The organism is Cellulomonas sp. PhB150, assembly GCF_003755175.1.
In the GTDB taxonomy this organism is placed as follows: domain Bacteria; phylum Actinomycetota; class Actinomycetes; order Actinomycetales; family Cellulomonadaceae; genus Cellulomonas.
In genome coordinates this window covers 280787-301878 of the sequence record NZ_RKHX01000002.1, presented here as the reverse complement: position 1 = coordinate 301878, position 21092 = coordinate 280787, and the positions used below count along the sequence as shown (strand labels likewise).

Sequence of the window (21092 nt, the reverse complement as noted above, 5' to 3'; positions counted from 1 at the left end):
GCGCGCGGACTCGCACAGAAGGCCGATCAGCCCAGGATCACGTAGTCCCCGGTCTCGCTGTCGAAGCCGACGAGCTGCTTGTCGAACGGCATCGCCTGCTCGATCCCCGGCGGGAGGCTCGCTTGGAAGGCCCGCTCCCCGGTCGAGGGCACGTACGCCACGAGCACGGACGGCTGCTCGCCGCCCGCGGCGAGCGACGCCAGGACGTGCGTCCCGTCGGTGAAGAGGCCGACCAGGTACCGCCCCGCCTCACCCTTCTGGGTCCACAGCGTCTCGCCGGTGCGGGCGTCGAGCGCGGAGACGCTGTCGCCCGTGCCGATGAACACGCGGCCGCGCAGCACCATCGCCTGGTCGGCGAACATCGCGACGCCGCTGGACCACAGCGCCTTGCCCGAGCGCGCGTCCCACGCGCGCACCGCCCCGTCGGTCGTCACGACGAGGCCGGGCACGCTGCCGTCGTCGACACCGAACGTGACCTGCTGCCCCTGCAGCACGCGGTCCTTGCTCGGGTCGCCGTCCGCCGCCACGACGGTCATCGTCGACGTGCCGTCGGACGCCTGCGACGAGAACATCAGGCGGCCCGTGGTGTCGTCGATGTCCCAGCCCTGGAAGCTGGATCCCTGCTCGCTCGTCAGGTCCCGCAGCACGCTGCCGTCGGCCGCCATCATGATCGTCTGCCGCGACTCGCGCACCTGCACGACGAGCAGGTCGTCCAGGCGTGCGATCCACGCCCCCACCCACTGCGTCGAGGGTCGCGAGTCGTCGAGCGTCGTGCTCCACCGCTGCTCGCCCGACTCGACGTCGTAGGCGGTCACGTCCGTCGCGTCGTCGGTCGTGCTCGTGACCACGGCGAGGCCGGGCAGCACCGCCATGCTCACCGCAGGATCGATCGGCCAGTCGCCCAGGACCGAGCCGTCCGCGGCGGCCAGGACGACGAGGTGAGTCGCCTTCGCCACCAGCAGCTTGGGCGCGCCCTCGTCGCCGTACTCGACGCCACCGTCGGTGACCAGGCACACGATGCGCGACGCGTCGCGCACGTCGGTCTGGCGGCTGGCCAGCTCGGGCTCGCAGGTCGTCAGGCCCGACACGTGCTCGACGTCGACGAGCGCGGGCGTCGGGCCCAGGAGCGGCGTCGTCCACAACGTCGCGCCGGTGTCCGGGTCGAGCCAGTCGTACGACAGGCTGCCGTCCTCGCCAGGCATGACCGAGCCACCCGTCCCCCACACCGCCGCCCCGGCTGTGCTCGGGATGGTCCGCAGGACCTGCAGGTTCTCGTCGACCGGCGCGACGACGCCGTCCACGTCGGCGAGGGCCGCGATCGCGGCACGCTCCCGGGCATCCAGGACGCTCTGCCCGACGAGCAGCACGGCCGCGACCGCGGCGACCACGCCCAGCGCCACCCACCGGCCGCGCCGGGGCGGAGGCAGTTCGTCCGCGGGGGCGGGCTCGCCCGGGAGGTCGAGGATCTCGACCTCCTGCATGCGACCGCCGTGCCCCATTCTCGGACTCTAGTCGCCCGCTGCTGAGCCGGTTCAGCCGAGCTCGACGTACCGGTCCCCCGCGGACTCGTGCCCGATGAGCCGGCCGTGGGCACCGGGGAAGACCTGGTCGATCCCTGCCGGGTAGGCCATCGAGAACGCCTCCTCGCCGCTCGTGCGGTCGTAGGCGGTGACGAGCGGCACGTCTTCGCCGTCGCCCTTGTCCATCTCGAGGAAGAGGTTCCGGCCGTCGGTGAACATGTTCGTCACGACCGCTCCCGCGGCGAGCGTGCGGGTCCACAACTTCTCGCCGGTCGTGCCGTCGAAGGCGGCGAGGATGTTGGACGACGTCACGATCACGTCGCCGCGCAGGATCATCGCCTGGTCGATGCTGCTGGCCAGGCCGTCGTCCGACGACCACGACGCCGTACCCGTGGCCGCGTCCCACGCTCGGAGCCTGCCCCCGCCCGTCAGGACGAGCCCGGGCAGGCTGCCGTCGTCGATCGGGACGTACACCTGCGTCCCGACGAGCGCGCGATCCTTGGTCGGGTCGTCGTCGTCGATCACGAGCATCGGCGTGCTCCCGCCACCACCGTCGGCGATCGAGTAGATCAGGCGATCGGTGCCCCCGACGACCCACCAGCCGTCGATGCTCCGGTCGGTCGGGAGGTCGACGTCTCGCAGGACCTTCCCGACGCTCGAGAGCACGGTGAGGCGGTTGACCGGTGACTGGAGGACGATCCGCCGGCCGGCCGACGAGACGAAGGCGTCGCTCCATCCCATCGCCACGTCCTCGCTCGCCACCGTGCTGGCGGGGAGCTCGTCGCGCCACGCCTCGGCACCGGTCTCCAGGTCGTACGCGGTCACGACCGGGGCGCCGTCCCGCAGGCCCGCTACGACCGCGAGCCCGGGAACCAGGGTGAGGGTCCGGGCCGCGTCGATCGACCGGTCGGCCACGACCGAGCCGTCGGCGGTGTCGAGGACGACGAGCCGCGTCGTCGTCACCGGGAGCGACGTCCCCATGAAGTCCTCACCGATCTTGTCGCCGCCGTCGCTGACGAGGCAGACGACCCGGCCCGCGGGACTCGTGTCGTCCGACTCGTCCTCGTGATCGCCCAGCTGGCAGTAGGTGGCGATGTGGATCTCCTGCTCGCTCCCCTCGTCGTACCCGAGCGTCGGGGTCGGACCCAGGAGAGGTGCGGACCACAGGGTCGCCCCGGTCTCGCCGTCGTACCAGTGATAGACCTGCGACCCGTCCTCGCCGTTAGTCACCTCACCGCTGCCGCCGAACTGGTCACCGAGCTCGGCCCGAGAGACGGTCCCGATCACCTCGACGTCTCCGCCGATCGGCGCGATCACCCCGGGGATGCCCTCCAGGGCGGCGATCGCCGACCGCTCGCGCGCATCGACGACCCACTGCCCCCCGGCGAGCGCACCGCCGACGAGCGCGAGGACGCCCACGACGACCAGCGGGCGACGCCACCGGACGCGCCTCGGCCGGTCGTCGACCTCCGCGATGGCGACCTCGGGGACGTCGTCGAGCTCGACCGTCTGCATCTCGCCCCCGCGCGCCATGCGGGGACCCTAGCGCGCGAGCGCTGCCGAGCGCGGGCAAACGACGAAGGCCCCCACCCGCGTTTCCGCTGGTGAAGGGCCTTCGATGGTGCGCCATCAGGGACTCGAACCCCGAACCCGCTGATTAAGAGTCAGCTGCTCTGCCAATTGAGCTAATGGCGCGCGGTGCAGAACGTTAGCAGCCTTCTGGCCCAGGTTGCCAATCGAGATCCCGCCTCGTGACGAGCGTCACGAACGCGGCCTCACAGGTACAGCCCGGTGCCCGCGCCGGCACTGCCCGGAGCGGCCACAGCGTGCACGTCCTTCTCCCGCAGGAGCAGGTACGTCGCGCCCTCGAGCTCCACCTCGGCGCGCTCCTCGGGGTCGAACAGCACCCGGTCACCCACCTCGACCTGCCGCACGTGCTGCCCGGTGGCGACGACGTCGGCCCACGCGAGCCGCTTGCCGACGGCCGCCGTCGCGGGGATGACGATCCCGGCCGACGAGCGCCGCTCCCCCGCCGCAGCGTCGAGCGAGACGAGGAGACGGTCGTTGAGCATCCGGATGGGCAGGGCGCCGGGCTCGGGCGTGGAGGTACTCACAGATCCGACCGTACCCGCGCGCTGACCGTAGGCTGGGCGCACTCGATCTCAGGAGGATCCGTGCCTCGTCTTGCCCCCGGCGACCTCGCCCCCGACTTCACGCTGGCCACCGCCGACGGCAGCCAGGTGCACCTCGCGGACCTGCGCGGGCAGCGCGTCATCGTCTACTTCTACCCGGCCGCGATGACCCCGGGGTGCACCAAGGAGGCATGCGACTTCCGTGACTCCCTCTCCGCGCTCGCCGCAGCCGGCTTCGCGGTCGTGGGGATCTCGCCCGACGAGGTCGCCAAGCTGGCGAAGTTCGTCGAGGCCGAGCAGCTCACGTTCCCCCTGGCGTCCGACCCGACGCGTGAGGTGCTCGAGGCCTGGGGCGCGTGGGGCGAGAAGAAGCTCTACGGCAAGACCGTCACCGGCGTGATCCGCTCGACGGTCGTCGTCGGCGCCGACGGGCACGTCGAGGTCGCCCAGTACAACGTGCGCGCCACCGGCCACGTCGCCAAGCTGCGGCGAGACCTGGGCGTCGCCTGACGGTCGGCCTGGTCTCTGGGAGACTCGGCCGCACGCGGGAGTGGTGAAACGGCAGCCACGCCAGGTTTAGGTCCTGGTGCCCGAGAGGGCGTGCGGGTTCAAATCCCGTCTCCCGCACCATGGTTTCAGCGATCGGCCTCGATCACGACGCACGCTCGACGCAGAGCGTCGAGGTGCCCATCGACGGTCGCACGCACGACGGCGACGTCGCGACGGTGGTAGTGGTGGGTGAGCAGGTCGCGCATCCGAGCGATGTCACTCCACGACACGTCGCTACCGGCCCGAGCCTCGCTGGACAGCGCCTTGGCTGCCTCTCCGATCGTGATGATCCGGTAGGTGATGGCGTCGATCGCTTCCACGACGTCGCGCGCCCGGTCGGCGTCGCTCCTCGTCATAGCGCGACTGCCTCACGCAGTGCATTCGCCGCGACGTGCGGGGCGAGGATCTGCTCGGCGACGAGATCGACCGGCTCGCCAAGGATCCCCTCGAGCTCGAGGCGTAGGTCATCCAGAGGGAAGAGCCCTCGAGACCGCACATCCATGTCGACGAGCAGGTCGACGTCTGACTCAGCCGTGTCCTCGCCTCGTGCGACGGACCCGAACACGCGGACGTTGCTCGCGCCGTGAGCGCGGGCCGCGGCCAAGATCTGTGCGCGGCTGGTCCGAAGCTTGACCATGCGCTCCGTCCGGGCATCCAGCGTGCGCGCAGCATCGACCACCTGGACCTCGAGCCGTGCACCCATGGCAGCCATGAGTCGCTCCAGCGTCGCCATCGACGGCGAAGCGGTGCCGGCCTCGTACCGTGAGACGGCGGGCTGCGACGTCCCGGCGAGTGCCGCGAGCCGCGCCTGACTCAGCCCGGCACGCTCCCTGGTGGCCCGGATCAACGTCGAGGTGGTCATGGCCCGATGATACCTGTACCGGTATGCGCACGGGCGCTGGTACGACGAAGGCGGCGTCCCCACTCGGGGGGACGCCGCCTTCGCGAGCAACTACTCCTTGGCGCCGGCGGCGATCTGCGCGCGCACGTCGTCCATGTCGAGACCCTTGACGGCCTCCACCACCTGCGCGAGCGCGGGGGCGGGCAGCGCGCCGGCCTGGTTGAAGACCAGGATCCCGTCGCGGAAGGCCATCAGCGTGGGGATCGAGAAGATCTGCAGCTCCTGGGCGAGCGCCTGCTCGGCCTCGGTGTCGACCTTCGCGTGCACGATGTCGGAGTTCTCGTCGGCCGAGGCCTCGAAGACGGGACCGAAGCGCTTGCACGGGCCACACCACTCGGCCCAGAAGTCGATCAGCACGATCTCGTTGTCCTGCAGCGTCTGGCCGATGGTCTCGGCGGTCAGCGTGGTGGTGGGCATGGTTCCTCCCGGTGTCGGTTGTCCGGCCACCTCAGCGCCTGGACACCCTCGACTATTCCCAGGCCGGCACCGTCTCGCACGGTGAACGCGATCTTTCGCCCACCCTCTGCGCGCCTGGAGGCGCCTCGCGCGCGCTCGGGGTAGAAACGAGCGGTGACCGCTTCCGCCGAGTTCCCCGTGCCCGAGCGACCCGACGGGTGGCTGAGCAGCGACGACATCGCCCAGGTGCGGCGCTCGATGCCCATCGTCTACGTCGATGCCATCCCCGTGCGCGTCGACGACTCCGGCGACGTGATCGCCGTCGGCCTGCTGCTGCGCGTGACCCGCGAGGGCGTGATGTCCCGTGCGCTGATCTCGGGCCGCGTGATGTACCACGAGCGCGTGCGGGACGCCCTCGTGCGGCACATCGAGAAGGACCTTGGCCCGGTCGCCCTGCCGCAGATCCCCGCCTCGCCGCAGCCGTTCACGGTCGCCGAGTACTTCCCGACCCCCGGCGTCACGGCGTATCACGACCCCCGCCAGCACGCCGTGTCGCTCGCCTACGTCGTCCCGGTGCTGGGCGACTGCCTGCCCCAGCACGACGCGATCGACCTCGCCTGGCTCACGCCGGAGGAGGCGTGCGCCGAGCAGGTCCAGGTGGAGATGAACGGAGGGCAGGGCGTGCTGCTGCGCCAGGCGATGGCGCACGTCGGGCGGCTATAGCTCGAGCACCGGCCAGTCGGCGAGGTCGGCGCGCATGCGGCGGTCGTGGGTCGCCACGACCACGGCGGCCGACGTGAGCCGCAGCGCCTCCGTCAGCTCGTCGACCAGCCCGACGGACAGATGGTTGGTCGGCTCGTCGAGGATCAGCAGGTGCGGAGCGGCGAGCAGCGCGCACGCGAGATCGAACCGGCGGCGCTGGCCGACCGAGAGCTCGCGCAGCGGGCGGTCGAGGTCGTCCTCGGTCAGCAGGCCGAGCGCCGCGACGGGGACCAGCTGGTCCGGGTCCAGGGTGCCCGACTCCAGCAGCCGCAGCGCGTGCCGGGCGTAGGCGTCGAACGCCGTGGTCGTGGGCTCGGCGGCGTGCTCGGCCGGCCCCTCCTGCGCCAGCACCCCGAGCCGGACGCCGGGCGCGAGCACCCGGGTCCCCCGGTCCAGGTCCACGCTGCCGGCCAGCGCGGCGAGCAGGGTCGACTTGCCGGACCCGTTCGGCCCGACGACGAGCAGGCGGCCGCACGCGCCGATGTCGATCCGGCGTCCGGGCAGGTCCAGCCGTCCCTCGACGCGCGGGGCGCGGATCTCGAGCAGAGGGCCCGCGTGGGCCGCGGCGCGGTCCGCCGACGGATCGAGCGGCCGATCGGGGTCGGCGCCGGTGGACGCGCGCCTCGGCAGCGACGGGAGGTCCGGGAACGCCAGGCTCAGCGGGGGCACGGGGACCTCGACGGCCTCGGCCTTGAGCTTCTCGACCAGCCGGTCGGCGGCCTTCACGTGCCCGCGCGCGTGCGTCGCCCGGCGGTTCTTGTTCGACCCCTTCGGCGGTCGCCACTCGTCGGACAGGCCCTCGTAGGACCGGTCCAGCTGGGCGGCCAGGACCAGGGCGCGCTTGCGCTCGGCGCGGTAGCGGGCGCGCCAGCGCAGCAGCATGCGGTCCTTGGCGAACCGGTAGTCGGCGTACCGCGTCGCCCCGTAGAGCGCGGGCCGGCCGTCCATCGCGGGGTCGAGGTCGAGGATCGCGGTCATGACGTCGTCGAGGAGCCGGCGGTCGTGCGTGACGATGACGACCGCGCCGGCCCACTGCTGGAGCCGACCCGTCAGGTAGTCGATGCCCGCGGCGTCGAGGTGGTTGGTGGGCTCGTCGAGCAGGAGCACGTCCGAGCGCTCGGCGATCCGGCAGGCCAGCCGCGCGCGGTACCGCTCCCCCACGCTGAGGGTCGCGAGCTCGCGGGTCACGTCCCGCGGTGCACCGAACCGGGTCAGCGCCTCGTCGATGCGCCGGTCGACGTCCCACGCGGCGAGCTGCTCGTAGCGGGTCATCGCGTCGGCGTACGCACCGAGGTCGCCGGTCTCGTGGTCGAAGCCGGCGATGGCTTCCTCGAGCTCGTCGGCGACGGCCCGGGTCGCCGCGGACGTCTGCTCGACCAGGGTGCCGATCGTGGTCCCGGGCGGCACGTCGAGCTCCTGGTCGACGACGGCCAGCGAGCCGACCCGCGCCACGGACCCAGCCGTCGGCTGCAGCGAGCCCGCCAGGACGCGCAGCAGCGTCGTCTTGCCCGCGCCGTTCTCGCCCACCAGGCCCAGGCGCTCGCCCGCGGACACCACGAGGTCGAGGCCGTCGAGCACGGGCCGCCCGGGGTACCCGAAGGTGACCCCCCGTGCGACGACGCAGACCGGCTCAGCCACGCAGCACGCGGGCGATCACGGGCGCGAGCGCCCGGAAGGCCTGCCCGCGGTGACTGATCGCGTTCTTCTCGTCGGGGCTGAGCTCCGCGCACGTGCGGGACTCGCCCAGCGGGACGAGCGCGGGGTCGTAGCCGAAGCCGCCCGCACCCCGGGGCTCGTACGTCAGCGTGCCGACGAGAGCACCCGACTCGACGTGCTCGAAGCCGTCGGGCGTCACCAGGGCGGCCGCGCACACGAACCGGGCGCCCCGGTGCTCGGGGGCGATGTCCGCGACCTGCGCCAGCAGCAGCGCGAGGTTCGCCGCGTCGTCGCCGTGCCGGCCGGCCCAGCGCGCAGAGAAGATCCCCGGCGCCCCGCCCAGCACGTCGACCGCGAGGCCGGAGTCGTCCGCGACCGCGGGCAGCCCGGTGAACGCCGCCAGCGCGCGCGCCTTGATCAGCGCGTTCGCCTCGAACGTCACGCCGTCCTCGACGGGCTCGGGCGCGCCGACGTCCCGCGCGCCCACCACGTCGTCGCCCGCGAGCTCGGGAAGCACCGGCGCGAGGATCGCGCGCAGCTCACCGACCTTGTGCGCGTTGTGCGTGGCGAGCACCAGACGAGGGCTCACGCGGTCACCGCGCGGGTGGCGGACCCGTCGCCAGGCGCCGCGGCGAGGGCGGCCTGCTGCAGCGCGGACAGCGTGGCGGTGCCGCCCACGGCCAGGTCGAGCAGGGCGTCGAGCTCGGCGCGGTCGAAGGGTGCGTGCTCTGCCGTGCCCTGGACCTCGACGAACGTGCCCGAGCCGGTGACGACGACGTTCATGTCGGTCTCCGCGCGGACGTCCTCGACGTAGGGCAGGTCGAGCATCGGGACGCCGTCGATGATGCCGACGCTGACGGCGGCGACCGAGTCGGTCAGCACCGTGCGGCCTGGCTTGATGAGGCGCTTGCCCTGCGCCCACTCGACGGCGTCGGCGAGCGCGACGTACGCGCCGGTGATCGCGGCGGTGCGGGTGCCTCCGTCGGCCTGCAGCACGTCGCAGTCGAGCACGATCGTGTTCTCACCGAGCGCGGACACGTCGATGATGGCGCGCAGCGAACGGCCGATGAGGCGGGAGATCTCGTGCGTGCGACCGCCGACCTTGCCGCGGACCGACTCGCGGTCCGAGCGGCTGTCCGTGGCGCGCGGGAGCATCGAGTACTCGGCGGTGACCCAGCCCTCGCCCGAGCCCTTGCGCCAGCGCGGCACGCCCTCGGTGAACGAGGCGACGCACAGCACCTTCGTGTTGCCGAACTCGACGAGCACGCTGCCCTCGCCCGCGCTGAGGAAGCGGCGGGTGATGGTGATCGGGCGGAGCTCGTCGGCGGCGCGGCCGTCGGCGCGAACGGAGGTGGTGGAGGGGGAAGTCATGCGCAGAGCCTAACGAAGCGCGCCGACAGCCTCAGAGCACGTAGGTCGCACCGGGCTCGGCGACGTCGATCGGCCCGGCGTACGTCTCCCGCGCCTCGGCGACCGCGATCTCGGCGGGCGTCCAGGCGGGCAGGTGGGTGAGCACCAGACGCCCGGAGCCCCCGGCGGTGGCGGCCTCCCCCGCGCGGCGGCCCGTCAGGTGCACGCCCCGCACCGCGTCGTCACGCCCCTCGATGAAGGCGGCCTCGGACAGCAGCAGGTCGGCGCGCGCGAGCTCGTCGAGCCCGTCACAGGCGTCGGTGTCCCCCGTGTAGGCAAGGGTCACGGTCCGGTCCGGGTCCTCGTCGGACGGCCCCTGCACCCGGATCCCGAACGCGGGAACGGGGTGCTCGACGGCGACGGGAGTCAGGGTCAGCGGGCCCACGACGACGGGAGCGGCCGGGTCCCACTCGTGGAACCGGAACTGGCCGCCGACGTCGGTGGCGGGGTCGGAGCCGGCGATCTGGGTCAGCCGCTCCGCGGTGCCGGTCGGGCCCCACACGTCGACCGGCTCGAGCGGGCCACCGGGCCGGTAGCGGCGCAGGACGTTGAGGACCACCATGTCGGCCACGTGGTCGGAGTGCAGGTGGCTGAGCGCGATCGCGTCGAGCGCGGTCGGGTCGCCGTACTTCTGCAGGGGGCCGAGCGCGCCGTTGCCGAGGTCGAGCAGCACCGACCAGGTGCGACCGGCGGCGTCGTCGGCCTGCACGAGGTAGCCCGAGGCAGCGGACGTGGGGCTCGGGTAGGAGCCGGCGCAGCCGAGCACGACGAGCCTCATCGCAGGGCCTCCCGCGGCTCGACGAGCCCGACCTCCGGGCCCAGGAAGCGGCGCGCGAGCGTCTGGAACGCGGCGGGGTCGCCGGTCGCGAGGAAGCGGTGCTCGGCGGGGCCGGCCGCGGGGTCGCGCTCGAGGTCGTGCGCGACGAGCGTGCGGTAGACGTCCTTGGCGGTCTCCTCGGCGCTGGAGACGAGCGTGACGTCCTCGCCCATCACGTAGGAGATCGCGCCGGTGAGCAGCGGGTAGTGCGTGCAGCCGAGCACGAGCGTGTCGACCCCCGCCTCCCGCACCGGGTCCAGGTACTCGTGCGCGAGCGCCAGCACGTCGGGCCCGGAGGTGATGCCGGCCTCGACGAGCTCGACGAACCGCGGGCACGCCTGCGTGACCAGGCTGATGCCGGGCGCCACGGCGAAGGCGTCGTCGTACGAGCGGGACTCGACGGTCGACTTCGTGGCGATGACGCCGATCCGCCCGGACCGGGTGGCCGCCACGGCGCGTCGGGCCGCCGGCAGGATGACCTCGACGACGGGGATGCCGCGGCGCAGCGTGTACCGCTCGCGCGCGTCGCGCAGCATGGCCGACGAGGCGGTGTTGCACGCGATGACCAGGAGCTTGACGCCCGCGTCGACCAGGTCGTCCATGACCTCGAGCGCGTGCGCGCGGACCGCCGCGAGCGGCTTGCTGCCGTACGGGGTGTTGAGGGTGTCCCCGATGTAGACGGTGGACTCGTGGGGCAGCTGGTCGAGGATGGACCTCGCGACCGTCAGACCCCCGACGCCTGAGTCGAAGATCCCGATGGGGGCGTCGTTCACCCGGCCGAGCCTAGCGGGACGGCTCGCCCGACGACGGGTCAGGAGGTGTGACGTCGGACGCCGCACGGGCGTCGTCGAGCATGAGCGTGACCAACGACTCCTGCATCCAGGACAGCGCACCGTAGATGGCGACGAGCTGCCGGGCGCCCTCGGGGACGGCGTTCATGTCGTAGATCGCCTCGGCCTGCTCGTCGGTGCGGATCTCGAGCCGCTCGGCGACGACGAGGCGGATGTCCGTGATCGCCGACGCCACCGCACGCGCCTCGGAGCGCTCGACGACCACCTCGGACGATCGCTTGCCCGGCCGTTCGGTCAGCACCGCGGCGAGCCTGCGCAGGCCCGCGGACTTGCTGGCGCGCAGGTCTGCCTGCGTGAGGCGGCGGAACTCCGCGGCGAGCGCCTCGTCGTCGCGGCTCGCGTCCGGCAGCAGCCGGCGCACCGCGGGGTCGTCGGGCCGGGGCGTCGGCCGGGCCAGGTCGTGCGCGAGCCCGGTGAGCAGGTCGTCGGTCTCGGGCGCCTCCTCGTCGTCGAGCATCGACGCGACGTCCGACGCCGCGGCGGCCAGCACGTACCGCTCGTCGTCGGTCAGCCGCGCGACGTACGCCCCGCGGGCGCGACGGAACGCCTTCACTGGCCGCTGCGCTGCAGCGTGGCCCACAGGCCGAACCCGTGCATGGCCTGCACGTCGACCTCCATCGTCTCCAGCGAGCCCGTCGAGACCACCGCCCGCCCCTCGGTGTGCACCTGCTTCATGAGCTTCTCGGCCTTGGCGCGCGGGTGGCCGAAGTACGTCTCGAACACGTACGTCACGTAGGTCATGAGGTTGACGGGGTCGTTCCAGACGATGGTGACCCAGGGGTCGGCGACAGCCGCGTCGGTCGCCGCCTCGGCGGTCTCCTCGGGCGCTGTGATCACGGGCACGCGCCCACTCTAGGCAGCCTCTAGGTTGAGGCGTATGTCGACCGCGCTGCTCACCGACCGGTACGAGCTCACGATGCTGCAGGCCGCCCTCGCCGACGGCACCGCGGCCCGTCGCTGCGTGTTCGAGGTCTTCACGCGGCGCCTGCCCCCCGGCCGGCGCTACGGCGTCGTCGCGGGCACGGGGCGGATCCTGGAGGCGCTCGACACGTTCCGGTTCGGCACCGCCGAGCTCGACTGGCTGGCCGACGAGGGCGTGGTCGACGACCGCACGCTCGCCTACCTGGCCGACTACCGGTTCACCGGGTCGGTCGTCGGGTACGCCGAGGGCGAGGCGTTCTTCCCGTCCTCCCCGGTGCTCGTCGTCGAGGGCACGTTCGCCGAGGCCGTGCTGCTCGAGACGCTGGTCCTGTCGATCCTCAACTACGACTCGGCGATCGCGTCGGCCGCCTCGCGGATGACCAGCGCCGCCGTGGACCGGCCGTGCCTGGAGATGGGCTCGCGCCGGGCGCACGAGCAGGCCGCGGTCGCGGCGGCCCGCGCCGCCGTCGTCGGGGGCTTCGCGGGCACGTCCAACCTCGAGGCCGGGCGGCGGTACGGGCTGGCGACGATCGGCACGGCCGCGCACGCCTTCACGCTGCTGCACGACGACGAGGAGTCGGCCTTCGCCGCACAGGTGGCCTCGCTCGGCGCCGGCACGACGCTGCTCGTCGACACCTACGACGTGCGGCGCGGGGTCGAGCTCGCGCTCTCCGCGGCGGGCACCGGCCTCGGGGCCGTGCGGCTCGACTCGGGCGACCTCGGCGGCCTCGCCGCGGAGGTCCGCCAGCAGCTCGACGCGGCGGGCGCTCGGGAGACGAAGATCGTCGTCACCTCGGACCTCGACGAGTACGCGATCGCCGCGCTGGCCGTCGCGCCGGTCGACGTCTACGGCGTCGGGACGTCGCTCGTCACCGGCTCGGGCGCACCGACCTGCGGCATGGTCTACAAGCTCGTCGCGCGCGAGGGCGCGGACGGCGAGCTGGCGCCGGTGGCGAAGGCGTCACGGGACAAGACCAGCGTGGGCGGGCGCAAGGCCGCCGCACGCCGGCTCGACGCCGACGGGCGGGCCGTCGCGGAGGTGCTGGTCGAGGGGCCGGACGCGCTCGTGCGCGCGTGGCCAGACGCCGAGGAGGTCGACGACGCTGGCGGCCTCCCCGACGCGTCGGGGGGAACTTCCGGTGGGCGGCTGCGGCCGCTGCACGTGCCGCTCGTGACGGACGGCGTGGTGGACCCTGCGTGGGTCGGTGCCGGCGGCGTGGAGGCCGCAGCACGTCGGCACCGCGCCTCGCGGGACGAGCTGCCGCGCGGTGCGCGGCGGCTGTCGGCCGACGAGGCCGCGGTGCCGACGGTCAAGCTGGGGCTCGGGGCGTAGGTGCCCGGCGAGCCTGGCTAGATCCTGCTGCTCCGGCCACGGCCGACGAGCGCGAGGATCAGGCTGACGACGAGGACTGCCACGCCGATCCAGAGGAGGAACGACCCGACACCGCCGATCCCGAGAACGACGAGGATGGCACCGACAATGATGAGAATGAGCCAGAGGGGCATGGGTTGACCCTTTCGTTCGTGGTCACCGAACGGGCATCCCGGGGGTACCCGGGGCCCTTGCAACACCTCAAGGCTGGCAGCCTGGGAACGCTCCCGCACCCGGGGTGAAAAAGTTGCACGTCCGTGCGCTGCTGCTATGTGGGCACCTGTCCAGCACGCTGACCTGCACAGACGCATTTTCGGCTGCATTCCACATCCTGAGACGACCCTTGTCGTCCGGTGCCGTCGAGGCGTAAAGCGAATCGATTCAGGAGGACGGATGAGCGCGTTGCAGATCGATCTGGCCGGCCGCACGGCCCTCGTCACGGGGTCCACGCAGGGCATCGGGCTGGCCATCGCCACGACGCTGGCGAGCGCCGGCGCCAGGGTCGCGATCAACGGCCGCAGCGCCGAGTCGGTCGCGCGCGCCGTCGCCGCGGTCCGCGCCGAGGTGCCCGCGGCGGACGTCGTCGACGCCCCCGCGGACGTCACGACCGCGGACGGTGTCGCGGCGCTCGTGGCCGCTCTGCCCGACGTCGACGTGCTGGTCAACAACCTCGGCATCTTCGAGGCCGTCCCCGCGCTGGACATCAGCGACGACGAGTGGCGCCGCTACTTCGACGTGAACGTGCTCAGTGCCGTGCGCCTCATCCGCACCTTCCTGCCGGGGATGACCGCACGGGGATGGGGGCGGGTCATCGACATCGCCTCGGACTCCGCGGTCGTGATCCCGCGCGAGATGATCCACTACGGCACCTCGAAGACCGCGCTGCTCGCGGTGTCGCGCGGCTTCGCCAAGGAGGCCGCGGGCACGGGCGTCACGGTGAACTCGGTCATCGCCGGGCCCACGCACACGGGCGGCGTGGAGGACTTCGTCTACCAGCTCGTCGACCGCGACCTGCCGTGGGATGACGCCCAGCGCGAGTTCATGCGGCTGCACCGGCCGCAGTCGCTGCTGGGTCGGCTCATCGAGCCCGAGGAGATCGCTCACCTCGTCGCGTACCTAGCCTCGCCGCTCGCGTCGGCGACCACGGGGGCCGCTGTGCGGGTCGACGGGGGCTACGTGGACTCGATCCTGCCGTGAGCGGCTGACCCCTACTTCTGCCCGACGAACCACCGGCGCACCATCGCGACGCGCGCCGTGAGCTGGTCGGGATCGGCGAGCGCGACCTCGGGACCTCCGCAGCGGCGGCGCAGCTCGGAGTGCACCGACCCGTGCGGCTGCCCGCTGCGTCGCGCCCACGCGCCGACGAGCTGGGCCAGCTCCTTGCGCAGCTCGGCCTGCTTGCGGTGGTCCATCTCCTCGACGGGCGCGGCTGCTGCCGCGGCCCGCCGCTTGCCGCTGACCTGGTCGGCCTGCCGCTGCCGAAGCAGCTCGGAGACCTGGTCGGCGTCGAGCAGCCCGGGCAGTCCGAGGAAGTCGAGCTCCTCGTCGGACCCCACCTCGGCGCCCGTGCCGAACTCGCCGCCGTCGAACAGCACGCGGTCGAACGACGCCTGCGCCTCGAGCGCCTCGAACGCGCCCATCTTGCCGTCAGGCCCGAGGGCGTCCCCACCATTGCGCTCGGAGTTGGCCGCCGCCAGCAGCGCGTCCTCGGGGTTGTAGTCGGCGCCCTGCTCCTCGGCCGTCTTGGGCCGGTCCAGCGCGTGGTCGCGCTCGAGCTCGAGGGTGTTCGCGAGGCCGAGCAGCTGCGGGACGGACGGCAGGAACACCGACGCGGTCTCACCGCGGCGGCGGGCCCGCACGAAGCGGCCGACCGCCTGGGCGAAGAACAGGGGCGTCGCGGTGCTCGTCGCGTAGACGCCGACCGCCAGGCGCGGCACGTCGACGCCCTCGGACACCATCCGCACCGCGACCATCCAGCGCGAGTCACCGGCGGAGAACGCGTCGATGCGGTCGCTCGCGCCGTCGTCGTCGGAGAGCACGACCGTCGGCGACTCCCCCGTCAGGCGCGCCAGGTGGCCCGCGTAGGCCCGCGCGTCGGTCTGGTCGGTGGCGATGATCATCGCGCCGGCATCCGGCACCACGCGGCGGACCTCGGTGAGCCGCCGGTCCGCGGCCGCGAGCACGCTCGGGATCCATTCGCCGTTCGGGTCCAGCGCGGTGCGCCATGCCTGCGCGGTCATGTCCTTGGTGAGCGGCTCCCCCAACCGCGCGCTGATCTCGTCGCCCGCCTTGGTCCGCCAGCGCATCGAGCCGCTGTAGGACAGGAAGATCACCGGTCGCACGACGTGGTCGCGCAGCGCGTCGCCGTAGCCGTAGGTGAAGTCGGCGACGCTGCGCCGGATGCCGTGGCCGTCCTTGTCGTAGCGCACGAACGGGATCGCCGCGGTGTCGGAGCGGAACGGCGTCCCCGTCAGCGCGAGCCGGCGCGTGGCCCCCTCGAACGACTCCCGCACGGCGTCGCCCCAGGACAGCGCGTCACCGCCGTGGTGGACCTCGTCGAGGATGACCAGCGTCGGCGCGGCCGACGTGCGCGCGGCGTGCAGCGCGGGCTTGCTGGCCACCTGCGCGTAGGTGACCGCGACGCCGTCGAACCCGTGGCCGTGGCGACCCTGCGCGTTGCTGAAGTTGGGGTCGAGCTTGATCCCGACGCGCGCGGCGGCGTCCGCCCACTGCCGCTTGAGGTGCTCGGTGGGCGCGACGACCGTCACGCGCCGGACGATCCGGGCCTGCAGCAGCTCGGTGGCGATCCGCAGCGCGAACGTCGTCTTGCCGGCGCCCGGTGTGGCGACCGCGAGGAAGTCACGCGGTGACGCGTCCCGGTAGCGCTCGATGGCCTCCGCCTGCCAGGCGCGCAGCTTGCCGGCCGTCCCCCACGGCGCACGGCTGGGGAACGCCGGGGGCAGGTGCTCCGCGGCGGACGCCGAGGCGTGGGTGCTCGCTGCGTGCGCGGCGAACAGGTCCGTGGGCTGGGAGGAGGGGGACGACGGGCGCGGGGCGCCGCTCACTTGCCGCCGCGGCCGAAGCCGAACCGTCGGCCGCCGCCGTCGCCCGAGCCCTTGTCACCGGAGCCCTTGTCGTCGCCGTCCTGCGGCTCGCGCAGACCGTCGTAGATCTCCTTGCAGACCGGGCAGACGGGGAACTTGTTCGGGTCGCGGCCCGGCACCCAGACCTTGCCGCAGAGCGCGATCACGGGCTTGCCGCTCATCGCGGAGGCCATGATCTTCTCCTTGCGCACGTAGTGCGCGAAGCGCTCGTGGTCGCCGGGCTCGACCTGCTCGGTCGTCTCCTGGCGCTCCAGCACGCTCGTCGCGGTCCCCTGGTCCGGTCCGCTCGGGTCGACGGGCGCGGGCTGCGGCAGGGGCTCACTCATGGCCACGAGTGTACGTCGATGCCCCGACACGCTCGAGGCACGCACGCCTCGTGGAACACCGCCGAAACACGCTCTCGCTAGCGTGCCGCCCATGACGCAGACGCTTCCCGCCCGCGACGCCGCCCCGACCTGGGCGTCCGCCGCCGGACGCGTGCTGCCCCACCTCGGCGCGCTCGTCGGCGTGCTGCTCGTGCTCGTGGGCGGGAAGGGCGGCGGGCCGGTGACCGTGACGCTCGGCGCGGTGCTCGGCGCCGTCGCACTCGGCGTCGCGGCCGTCGTGCTGGCCCGCGTGGGCGAGCGGCAGGCGCTCGAGCACGCCGCGTGGCTCGTCGGCGCGCGTCGCGCCCTGCTCGTCGTCGGGGTGACGGCCGTCGCCGCGACGGTCTGCGCACATGTCGTCACCGCGCCGCTCGTCACGCTCCCGGCGCCGGCCGCGATCGCCCTCGGCATCGTGCTGGTCCTCGTCGACGTGGCCGTCCGCACGCGGCGCGGCTCGCGGCAGCGCGCGGACCTGCGCGACACCGACACCCGCGAGGCCCTGGGCGTCCTCGACTCGCTCGGCACGTGGAACCTGCTCCTGGCCCCGATCCTCCTGACCTGGCTCGCCCTCGCCCTCCTCTGACCGCGTCAGATCGCGGGGGCAGGCGAGAGCCCGGCGCGCCGAGGGGTGGTGGCGGGCCGGGCTGTCGCGGAACCGGGGAGCTACAGGTGCTGCCAGTCGGGCTTGGCGGCGTACGTCTCGCGGTAGTAGTCGGCGAGCTGCAGGCGGGAGGCGGCCGCGTCGTCGACCAGCACGGTCACGTGCGGGTGGTGCTGCAGCACGGTCGCGGGCCACATGGCGCTGACCGGGCCCTCGACGAGCTGGTGCACGGCCTCCGCCTTGCCGCGGCCGGTCGCCAGGAGCACGAGGTGGCGGGCGGACATGATCGTCGCGAGCCCCTGCGTGAGGCAGTGCTCGGGCACCTGGCTGATGTCGTCGCCGAAGAACCGCGCGTTGTCCTCGCGGGTCTGGCGCGTCAGCGTCTTGATGCGCGTGCGCGAGGCCAGCGACGAGCCGGGCTCGTTGAAGGCGACGTGCCCGTCGGTGCCGATCCCCAGGATCTGCAGGTCGACGCCGCCGGCGTCCGTGATGGCCCGCTCGTAGTCGGCGCACGCCGCGATGACGTCGGCAGCGAGCCCGTCCGGGCCCTGCACCGCGCCGGGCGCGAAGTCGACGCGGGAGGCGATCTCCTTCTCGATGACGTTGCGGTACCGCTCGGGGTGGTCGGCGGGCAGGCCGACGTACTCGTCGAGCATGAATGCCTTCGCCTGCGCGAACGAGAGCCCGTCTTCGGCGTGACGCCGGGCCAGCTCGTCGTACACCGCCAGCGGGCTCGAGCCCGTGGCCAGGCCGATGACCGACGCCGGGCGGGCGCGCAGGAGCGCCTCGATCGCGTCGGCTGCGATCCGCCCCAGCTCGGGGCCGGGTGCGATGACGACCTCCATCAGATGGCTCCTTCCCGGGCGAGCCGGCCGGCCAGGGCCGCGCCGATCGCCCCGACGGGCGAACCGGCCGGCGCGAGGCTGACGCGCATCGCCAGGCCCATCGAGGCGAGGAACGGCGAGGCCTGCGCCTCGGCCGCGAGCACGCCGCGGACGGCGTCGAGCAGCGGTGCGCCGACGCCGGACACGCCGCCGCCGATCACGACGTGCTGCACGTCGCACGTCAGGACGAGGATCCGCACCGCCGAGGCGACGGCCCAGGCGAACTGGTCGCGGACCTCGATCGCCCGGGCGTCGCCCGCCGCGGCGGCGTCGAACAGCTCCAGGGGCGCGGGGCGCGAGTGCGGTCCGGGCCAGGCGACGTCGATCGCCGTGCCCGAGGCGTACTGCTCGACGCACCCCGCCTGCCCGCACTTGCACGGCAGGCCGTCGACGATGAGCGTCAGGTGGCCGATCTCCCCGGCCGCACCCGTCGCGCCGCGGCGCAGCCGGCCGTCGAGCAGCAGCCCGGCGGCCACGCCCGTGCCGAGCGCGAGAAACGCGAGGTCCGCGACCGGCTCGGTGATGACGTGCGCGGCTCCGAGAGCGGCCATGTTCAGGTCGTTCTCCACCTGGACGGGCAGCTGCGCACCGAGCTGGGCGGCGACGAGCGCCCCCAGCGCGACCCTCTCGACGATGCCGAGGTTGACGGCGTGCTCGACGGTCCCGTCGCGGGGATCGACCACGCCGGGCAGGCCGATGCCGATGCCCGCCAGGTCCTCGACGGCCACGCCGGCGAGGTCGGCCAGGTCGTGCACGGCGTCGACGACGCCACCTACGACCCCGTCGATCCCGCGGACCGTGGCGGCGCGGACCTGGTGCCGTACCGCACCGGACGGGTCGAGGACCACGCCCAGCACCTTGGTGCCGCCCACGTCGAGGCCGATCGACCAGCCCGGCCGCGAGCCGTCGGGCGTGCCGACCACGCTCACGGGCGTGTCGGTCTGCGACACCTGCCCGGGTGCCGTGATGAGTTGCTCGCTCACGTCAGCCCTTCACCGCTCCGGAGACCAGCCCAGACGTCATCTTGCCCTGCACGAACAGGAAGAACACGATGACGGGGATGGCGATGACCGCGGAGCCGGCCATGACGACGCCCCAGTCGGTGGCCCGGTTGGACTCGACCAGGCCCTGCAGCCACAGCGGTAGCGTGCGCTGCGCGGGATCGGTCATGACCACGAGGGCCAGCGTGTACTCGTTCCAGGCCTGCAGGAAGCCGAACACGCCGGCGGCCACGAGGCCCGGGGCCAGCAGCGGGAACGTGATGCGGAAGAAGGCGCCGACGCGCGAGAGGCCGTCGACCATCGCCGCTTCCTCCAGCTCGATCGGCACGCCCGCGACGAAGCCGCGCAGCATCCAGATCGTGAAGGGCAGGATCGCCGCGGTGTAGACGAGCGCGAGGCCCGCGACCTTGTTGACCAGGTCCCAGCCGTCGAGCACCTGGTACTGCGAGATGAACAGGCCCTCGGCGGGGATCATCTGCACGACGAGGATCGTCAGGATGAACGACTTGCGGCCCTTGAACCGGAACCGGCTCACGGCCAGGGCGGCGAGGAACGCGAAGATCAGCGCCGCGACGAGGACGATCACGACGACCGACAGCGAGGTCCGCATCGCGGCCCAGAACGTGCCGTCGTCGAGCACCTGGCGGAAGTTGGCGATCGTGCCGCCGAGCGGGAGCCACGCGGGATTCTCGGCCTGCAGCTTGTTCAGCGGCTGGAAGGCGCTGTTGATCATCCAGTAGATCGGGAACACCCAGGCGAGCGCGACGACGACGGCCAGCGCGCCGAGCAGGCGACGGGACTTCGAGGTCTGGCTGCGGCCCGACTCCGTCGAGCTCGTCCGGGCGACCTTGGTCGGTCGCGCGGCGGGGGTGCCGAGCGTGGTGGGGGCGGAGACGGTGCTCACAGCTCGTCCTCCTTCAGCATCTGCCGGATGTAGAACCCGGTGAGGGCGAGGGTCAGCACGAGCATGATCGTGGCGAGCGCCCCGGCCATGCCGAACTCCTTGGAGTAGGAGTAGATGAGCGTGCCGAGCAGGTTGGTGTCGCGCGTCGGCGCACCGGCGCGCTGCAGCACGTAGATCTGCGTGAAGACCTTGAGGTCCCAGATCACCTGCAGCAGCAGGACGATCGACAGGACGGGTCGGATCATCGGGATCGTGATGCCCCAGAACCGCTGGCGGGCGGACGCGCCGTCGAGCTGCGCGGCCTCCATCGTCTCGGCCGGCACCTGCAGCAGGCCCGCGTAGATCGAGAACGCGACGAACGGCACGGACATCCACACGACGATGACGGTCGCGACGAAGAAGAACGACAGCGGCTCGATGATCCACGAGTGCTGCGCCATCGAGTCGATGCCGAGCACGTGGGACAGCACCCAGTTGATGACGCCGTTCTGCGTGTCGAACAGCCACTGCCACACCGTCATGGACGCCAGCACGGGCGTGCCCCAGGCGAGCAGCAGCGAGACCTGCAGCGTGATCCGCGCGGCGCGACCGATGCGCTGCATCAGGACGGCGAGGCTCATGCCGATGACCATCGTGACGATGGCGTTGACGAAGCAGAAGGCGACCGAGCGACCGATGACGGTCCACACGTAGGAGTCGGTCAGCAGGTCGGTGTAGTTCTGCAGGCCGACCCACTCGGCCGGGGCCCCGAACTGCTGCTTGAGGCCGTACTCCTGGAAGCTGATGACGAACTGGCGGACCAGGGGGTACCCGAGTGCGACGCCGATGAGGATGCTCGCCGGGACGAGCAGGCCGTACGCGCCGAGCTTCGGCCGGCGGCGGCGGAGGGGTGGGACCGACGGCGTCGTGGTCCCGGAAACCGTGGGGGCAGTGGCTGCCATGAGGA

Annotated in this window: 25 protein-coding genes and 2 tRNA genes; 6 read left to right on the top strand and 21 right to left on the bottom strand. The window is 72.8% G+C overall.

The genetic code is table 11. The features are described from left to right. Window positions 1–26: 26 nt before the first annotated feature. From EDF34_RS08795 to EDF34_RS08780, 4 genes are all read right to left on the bottom strand, one after another. Window positions 27–1499, bottom strand: coding sequence for a PQQ-binding-like beta-propeller repeat protein (locus EDF34_RS08795; RefSeq protein ID WP_148076604.1), 1473 nt, complete (start codon window positions 1497–1499; stop codon window positions 27–29). 33 nt (window positions 1500–1532) lie between these two features. Continuing rightward, window positions 1533–3053, bottom strand: a complete 1521-nt coding sequence (locus EDF34_RS08790; RefSeq protein WP_123370990.1) for a PQQ-binding-like beta-propeller repeat protein — start codon at window positions 3051–3053, stop codon at window positions 1533–1535. Window positions 3054–3139: 86 nt separating this feature from the next. Continuing rightward, a tRNA-Lys gene (locus tag EDF34_RS08785) sits at window positions 3140–3215 on the bottom strand. Window positions 3216–3295: 80 nt separating this feature from the next. Then, window positions 3296–3592 (bottom strand): co-chaperone GroES, encoded by a 297-nt coding sequence (locus tag EDF34_RS08780; protein WP_123370989.1) that lies wholly within the window; start codon window positions 3590–3592, stop codon window positions 3296–3298. A gap of 102 nt (window positions 3593–3694) precedes the next feature. Between EDF34_RS08780 and bcp the strand changes: the two genes are divergently transcribed. Beyond that, entirely contained in the window at window positions 3695–4162 is a 468-nt protein-coding gene (gene bcp / locus EDF34_RS08775) for a thioredoxin-dependent thiol peroxidase (protein WP_123370988.1), read from the top strand. A 34-nt stretch (window positions 4163–4196) separates the two neighbouring features. Beyond that, window positions 4197–4282, top strand: a tRNA-Leu gene (locus tag EDF34_RS08770). 5 nt (window positions 4283–4287) lie between these two features. Here the strand turns inward: EDF34_RS08770 and EDF34_RS08765 are convergent. The 3 genes from EDF34_RS08765 to trxA form a co-directional block, all read right to left on the bottom strand. After that, a complete protein-coding gene (locus EDF34_RS08765) occupies window positions 4288–4521 on the bottom strand; it encodes a DUF86 domain-containing protein (RefSeq protein ID WP_158615069.1) in 234 nt (77 codons plus the stop codon). Window positions 4522–4553: 32 nt separating this feature from the next. Continuing rightward, window positions 4554–5063 (bottom strand): helix-turn-helix domain-containing protein, encoded by a 510-nt coding sequence (locus EDF34_RS08760; protein WP_123370986.1) that lies wholly within the window; start codon window positions 5061–5063, stop codon window positions 4554–4556. Between the two features lie 90 nt (window positions 5064–5153). After that, window positions 5154–5519, bottom strand: coding sequence for a thioredoxin (gene trxA / locus EDF34_RS08755; RefSeq protein WP_123370985.1), 366 nt, complete (start codon window positions 5517–5519; stop codon window positions 5154–5156). 153 nt (window positions 5520–5672) lie between these two features. Between trxA and EDF34_RS08750 the strand changes: the two genes are divergently transcribed. Next, on the top strand, window positions 5673–6221 hold the full coding sequence (locus EDF34_RS08750; RefSeq protein WP_123370984.1) for an NUDIX hydrolase family protein: 549 nt from the start codon (window positions 5673–5675) through the stop codon (window positions 6219–6221). On the opposite strand, the gene EDF34_RS08745 is transcribed toward EDF34_RS08750, so the two are convergent. Genes EDF34_RS08745 through clpS form a run of 7 tightly spaced genes read right to left on the bottom strand, consistent with a single transcriptional unit; the run spans window position 6216 to window position 11837 of the window. Continuing rightward, window positions 6216–7898, bottom strand: a complete 1683-nt coding sequence (locus EDF34_RS08745; RefSeq protein WP_123370983.1) for an ABC-F family ATP-binding cassette domain-containing protein — start codon at window positions 7896–7898, stop codon at window positions 6216–6218. The two genes, EDF34_RS08750 and EDF34_RS08745, sit on opposite strands and share 6 nt — an antisense overlap. After that, window positions 7891–8505, bottom strand: a complete 615-nt coding sequence (gene rdgB, locus EDF34_RS08740; protein WP_123370982.1) for an RdgB/HAM1 family non-canonical purine NTP pyrophosphatase — start codon at window positions 8503–8505, stop codon at window positions 7891–7893. The genes EDF34_RS08745 and rdgB overlap by 8 nt, the downstream gene beginning before the upstream one ends. Then, on the bottom strand, window positions 8502–9287 hold the full coding sequence (gene rph / locus EDF34_RS08735) for a ribonuclease PH (protein WP_123370981.1): 786 nt from the start codon (window positions 9285–9287) through the stop codon (window positions 8502–8504). The genes rdgB and rph overlap by 4 nt, the downstream gene beginning before the upstream one ends. Window positions 9288–9318: 31 nt before the next feature. Further along, the gene (locus EDF34_RS08730) at window positions 9319–10104 is read right to left on the bottom strand and encodes an MBL fold metallo-hydrolase (protein WP_123370980.1); all 786 of its coding nucleotides are present in this window, start codon (window positions 10102–10104) and stop codon (window positions 9319–9321) included. Beyond that, complete coding sequence (gene murI, locus EDF34_RS08725; protein WP_123370979.1) at window positions 10101–10916, bottom strand: glutamate racemase; 816 nt, start codon at window positions 10914–10916, stop codon at window positions 10101–10103. Before murI ends, EDF34_RS08730 begins: the two co-directional genes overlap by 4 nt. 10 nt (window positions 10917–10926) lie before the next feature. Next, window positions 10927–11547: a DUF2017 domain-containing protein gene (locus EDF34_RS08720; protein WP_123370978.1), complete on the bottom strand. Its 621-nt coding sequence runs from the start codon at window positions 11545–11547 to the stop codon at window positions 10927–10929. Then, window positions 11544–11837, bottom strand: coding sequence for an ATP-dependent Clp protease adapter ClpS (gene clpS / locus EDF34_RS08715; RefSeq protein WP_123370977.1), 294 nt, complete (start codon window positions 11835–11837; stop codon window positions 11544–11546). Before clpS ends, EDF34_RS08720 begins: the two co-directional genes overlap by 4 nt. Before the next feature lie 34 nt (window positions 11838–11871). Between clpS and EDF34_RS08710 the strand changes: the two genes are divergently transcribed. Next, the gene (locus EDF34_RS08710; RefSeq protein ID WP_123370976.1) at window positions 11872–13248 is read left to right on the top strand and encodes a nicotinate phosphoribosyltransferase; all 1377 of its coding nucleotides are present in this window, start codon (window positions 11872–11874) and stop codon (window positions 13246–13248) included. A gap of 17 nt (window positions 13249–13265) precedes the next feature. Here the strand turns inward: EDF34_RS08710 and EDF34_RS17685 are convergent, their stop codons facing one another. Continuing rightward, window positions 13266–13421 carry a DUF4175 domain-containing protein gene (locus EDF34_RS17685; RefSeq protein WP_138067478.1) on the bottom strand — a complete coding sequence of 52 codons (156 nt, stop codon included), beginning with the start codon at window positions 13419–13421 and terminating at the stop codon, window positions 13266–13268. A 268-nt stretch (window positions 13422–13689) separates the two neighbouring features. Between EDF34_RS17685 and EDF34_RS08705 the strand changes: the two genes are divergently transcribed. Further along, window positions 13690–14484, top strand: coding sequence for an SDR family NAD(P)-dependent oxidoreductase (locus EDF34_RS08705; RefSeq protein ID WP_123371280.1), 795 nt, complete (start codon window positions 13690–13692; stop codon window positions 14482–14484). An 11-nt stretch (window positions 14485–14495) separates the two neighbouring features. On the opposite strand, the gene EDF34_RS08700 is transcribed toward EDF34_RS08705, so the two are convergent. Both EDF34_RS08700 and EDF34_RS08695 read right to left on the bottom strand, forming a co-directional pair. Beyond that, the gene (locus EDF34_RS08700) at window positions 14496–16352 is read right to left on the bottom strand and encodes a DEAD/DEAH box helicase (RefSeq protein WP_370450040.1); all 1857 of its coding nucleotides are present in this window, start codon (window positions 16350–16352) and stop codon (window positions 14496–14498) included. After that, complete coding sequence (locus tag EDF34_RS08695) at window positions 16349–16717, bottom strand: DUF3039 domain-containing protein (RefSeq protein WP_199721510.1); 369 nt, start codon at window positions 16715–16717, stop codon at window positions 16349–16351. Before EDF34_RS08695 ends, EDF34_RS08700 begins: the two co-directional genes overlap by 4 nt. A 91-nt stretch (window positions 16718–16808) precedes the next feature. On the opposite strand from EDF34_RS08695, the gene EDF34_RS08690 reads away from it, so the two are divergent. Continuing rightward, window positions 16809–17339 carry a hypothetical protein gene (locus EDF34_RS08690; protein WP_123370975.1) on the top strand — a complete coding sequence of 177 codons (531 nt, stop codon included), beginning with the start codon at window positions 16809–16811 and terminating at the stop codon, window positions 17337–17339. A gap of 80 nt (window positions 17340–17419) precedes the next feature. Here EDF34_RS08690 and nagB read toward each other — a convergent pair whose 3' ends face one another. The 4 genes from nagB to EDF34_RS08670 are packed head-to-tail and all read right to left on the bottom strand — an operon-like array spanning window position 17420 to window position 21087. Continuing rightward, complete coding sequence (nagB, locus tag EDF34_RS08685; RefSeq protein ID WP_123370974.1) at window positions 17420–18202, bottom strand: glucosamine-6-phosphate deaminase; 783 nt, start codon at window positions 18200–18202, stop codon at window positions 17420–17422. After that, window positions 18202–19224, bottom strand: a complete 1023-nt coding sequence (locus EDF34_RS08680; RefSeq protein WP_233575282.1) for an ROK family protein — start codon at window positions 19222–19224, stop codon at window positions 18202–18204. Before EDF34_RS08680 ends, nagB begins: the two co-directional genes overlap by 1 nt. A 1-nt stretch (window position 19225) precedes the next feature. Continuing rightward, window positions 19226–20146, bottom strand: coding sequence for a carbohydrate ABC transporter permease (locus EDF34_RS08675; RefSeq protein ID WP_123370973.1), 921 nt, complete (start codon window positions 20144–20146; stop codon window positions 19226–19228). Continuing rightward, the gene (locus EDF34_RS08670; protein WP_123370972.1) at window positions 20143–21087 is read right to left on the bottom strand and encodes a carbohydrate ABC transporter permease; all 945 of its coding nucleotides are present in this window, start codon (window positions 21085–21087) and stop codon (window positions 20143–20145) included. Before EDF34_RS08670 ends, EDF34_RS08675 begins: the two co-directional genes overlap by 4 nt. Window positions 21088–21092: the final 5 nt, after the last annotated feature.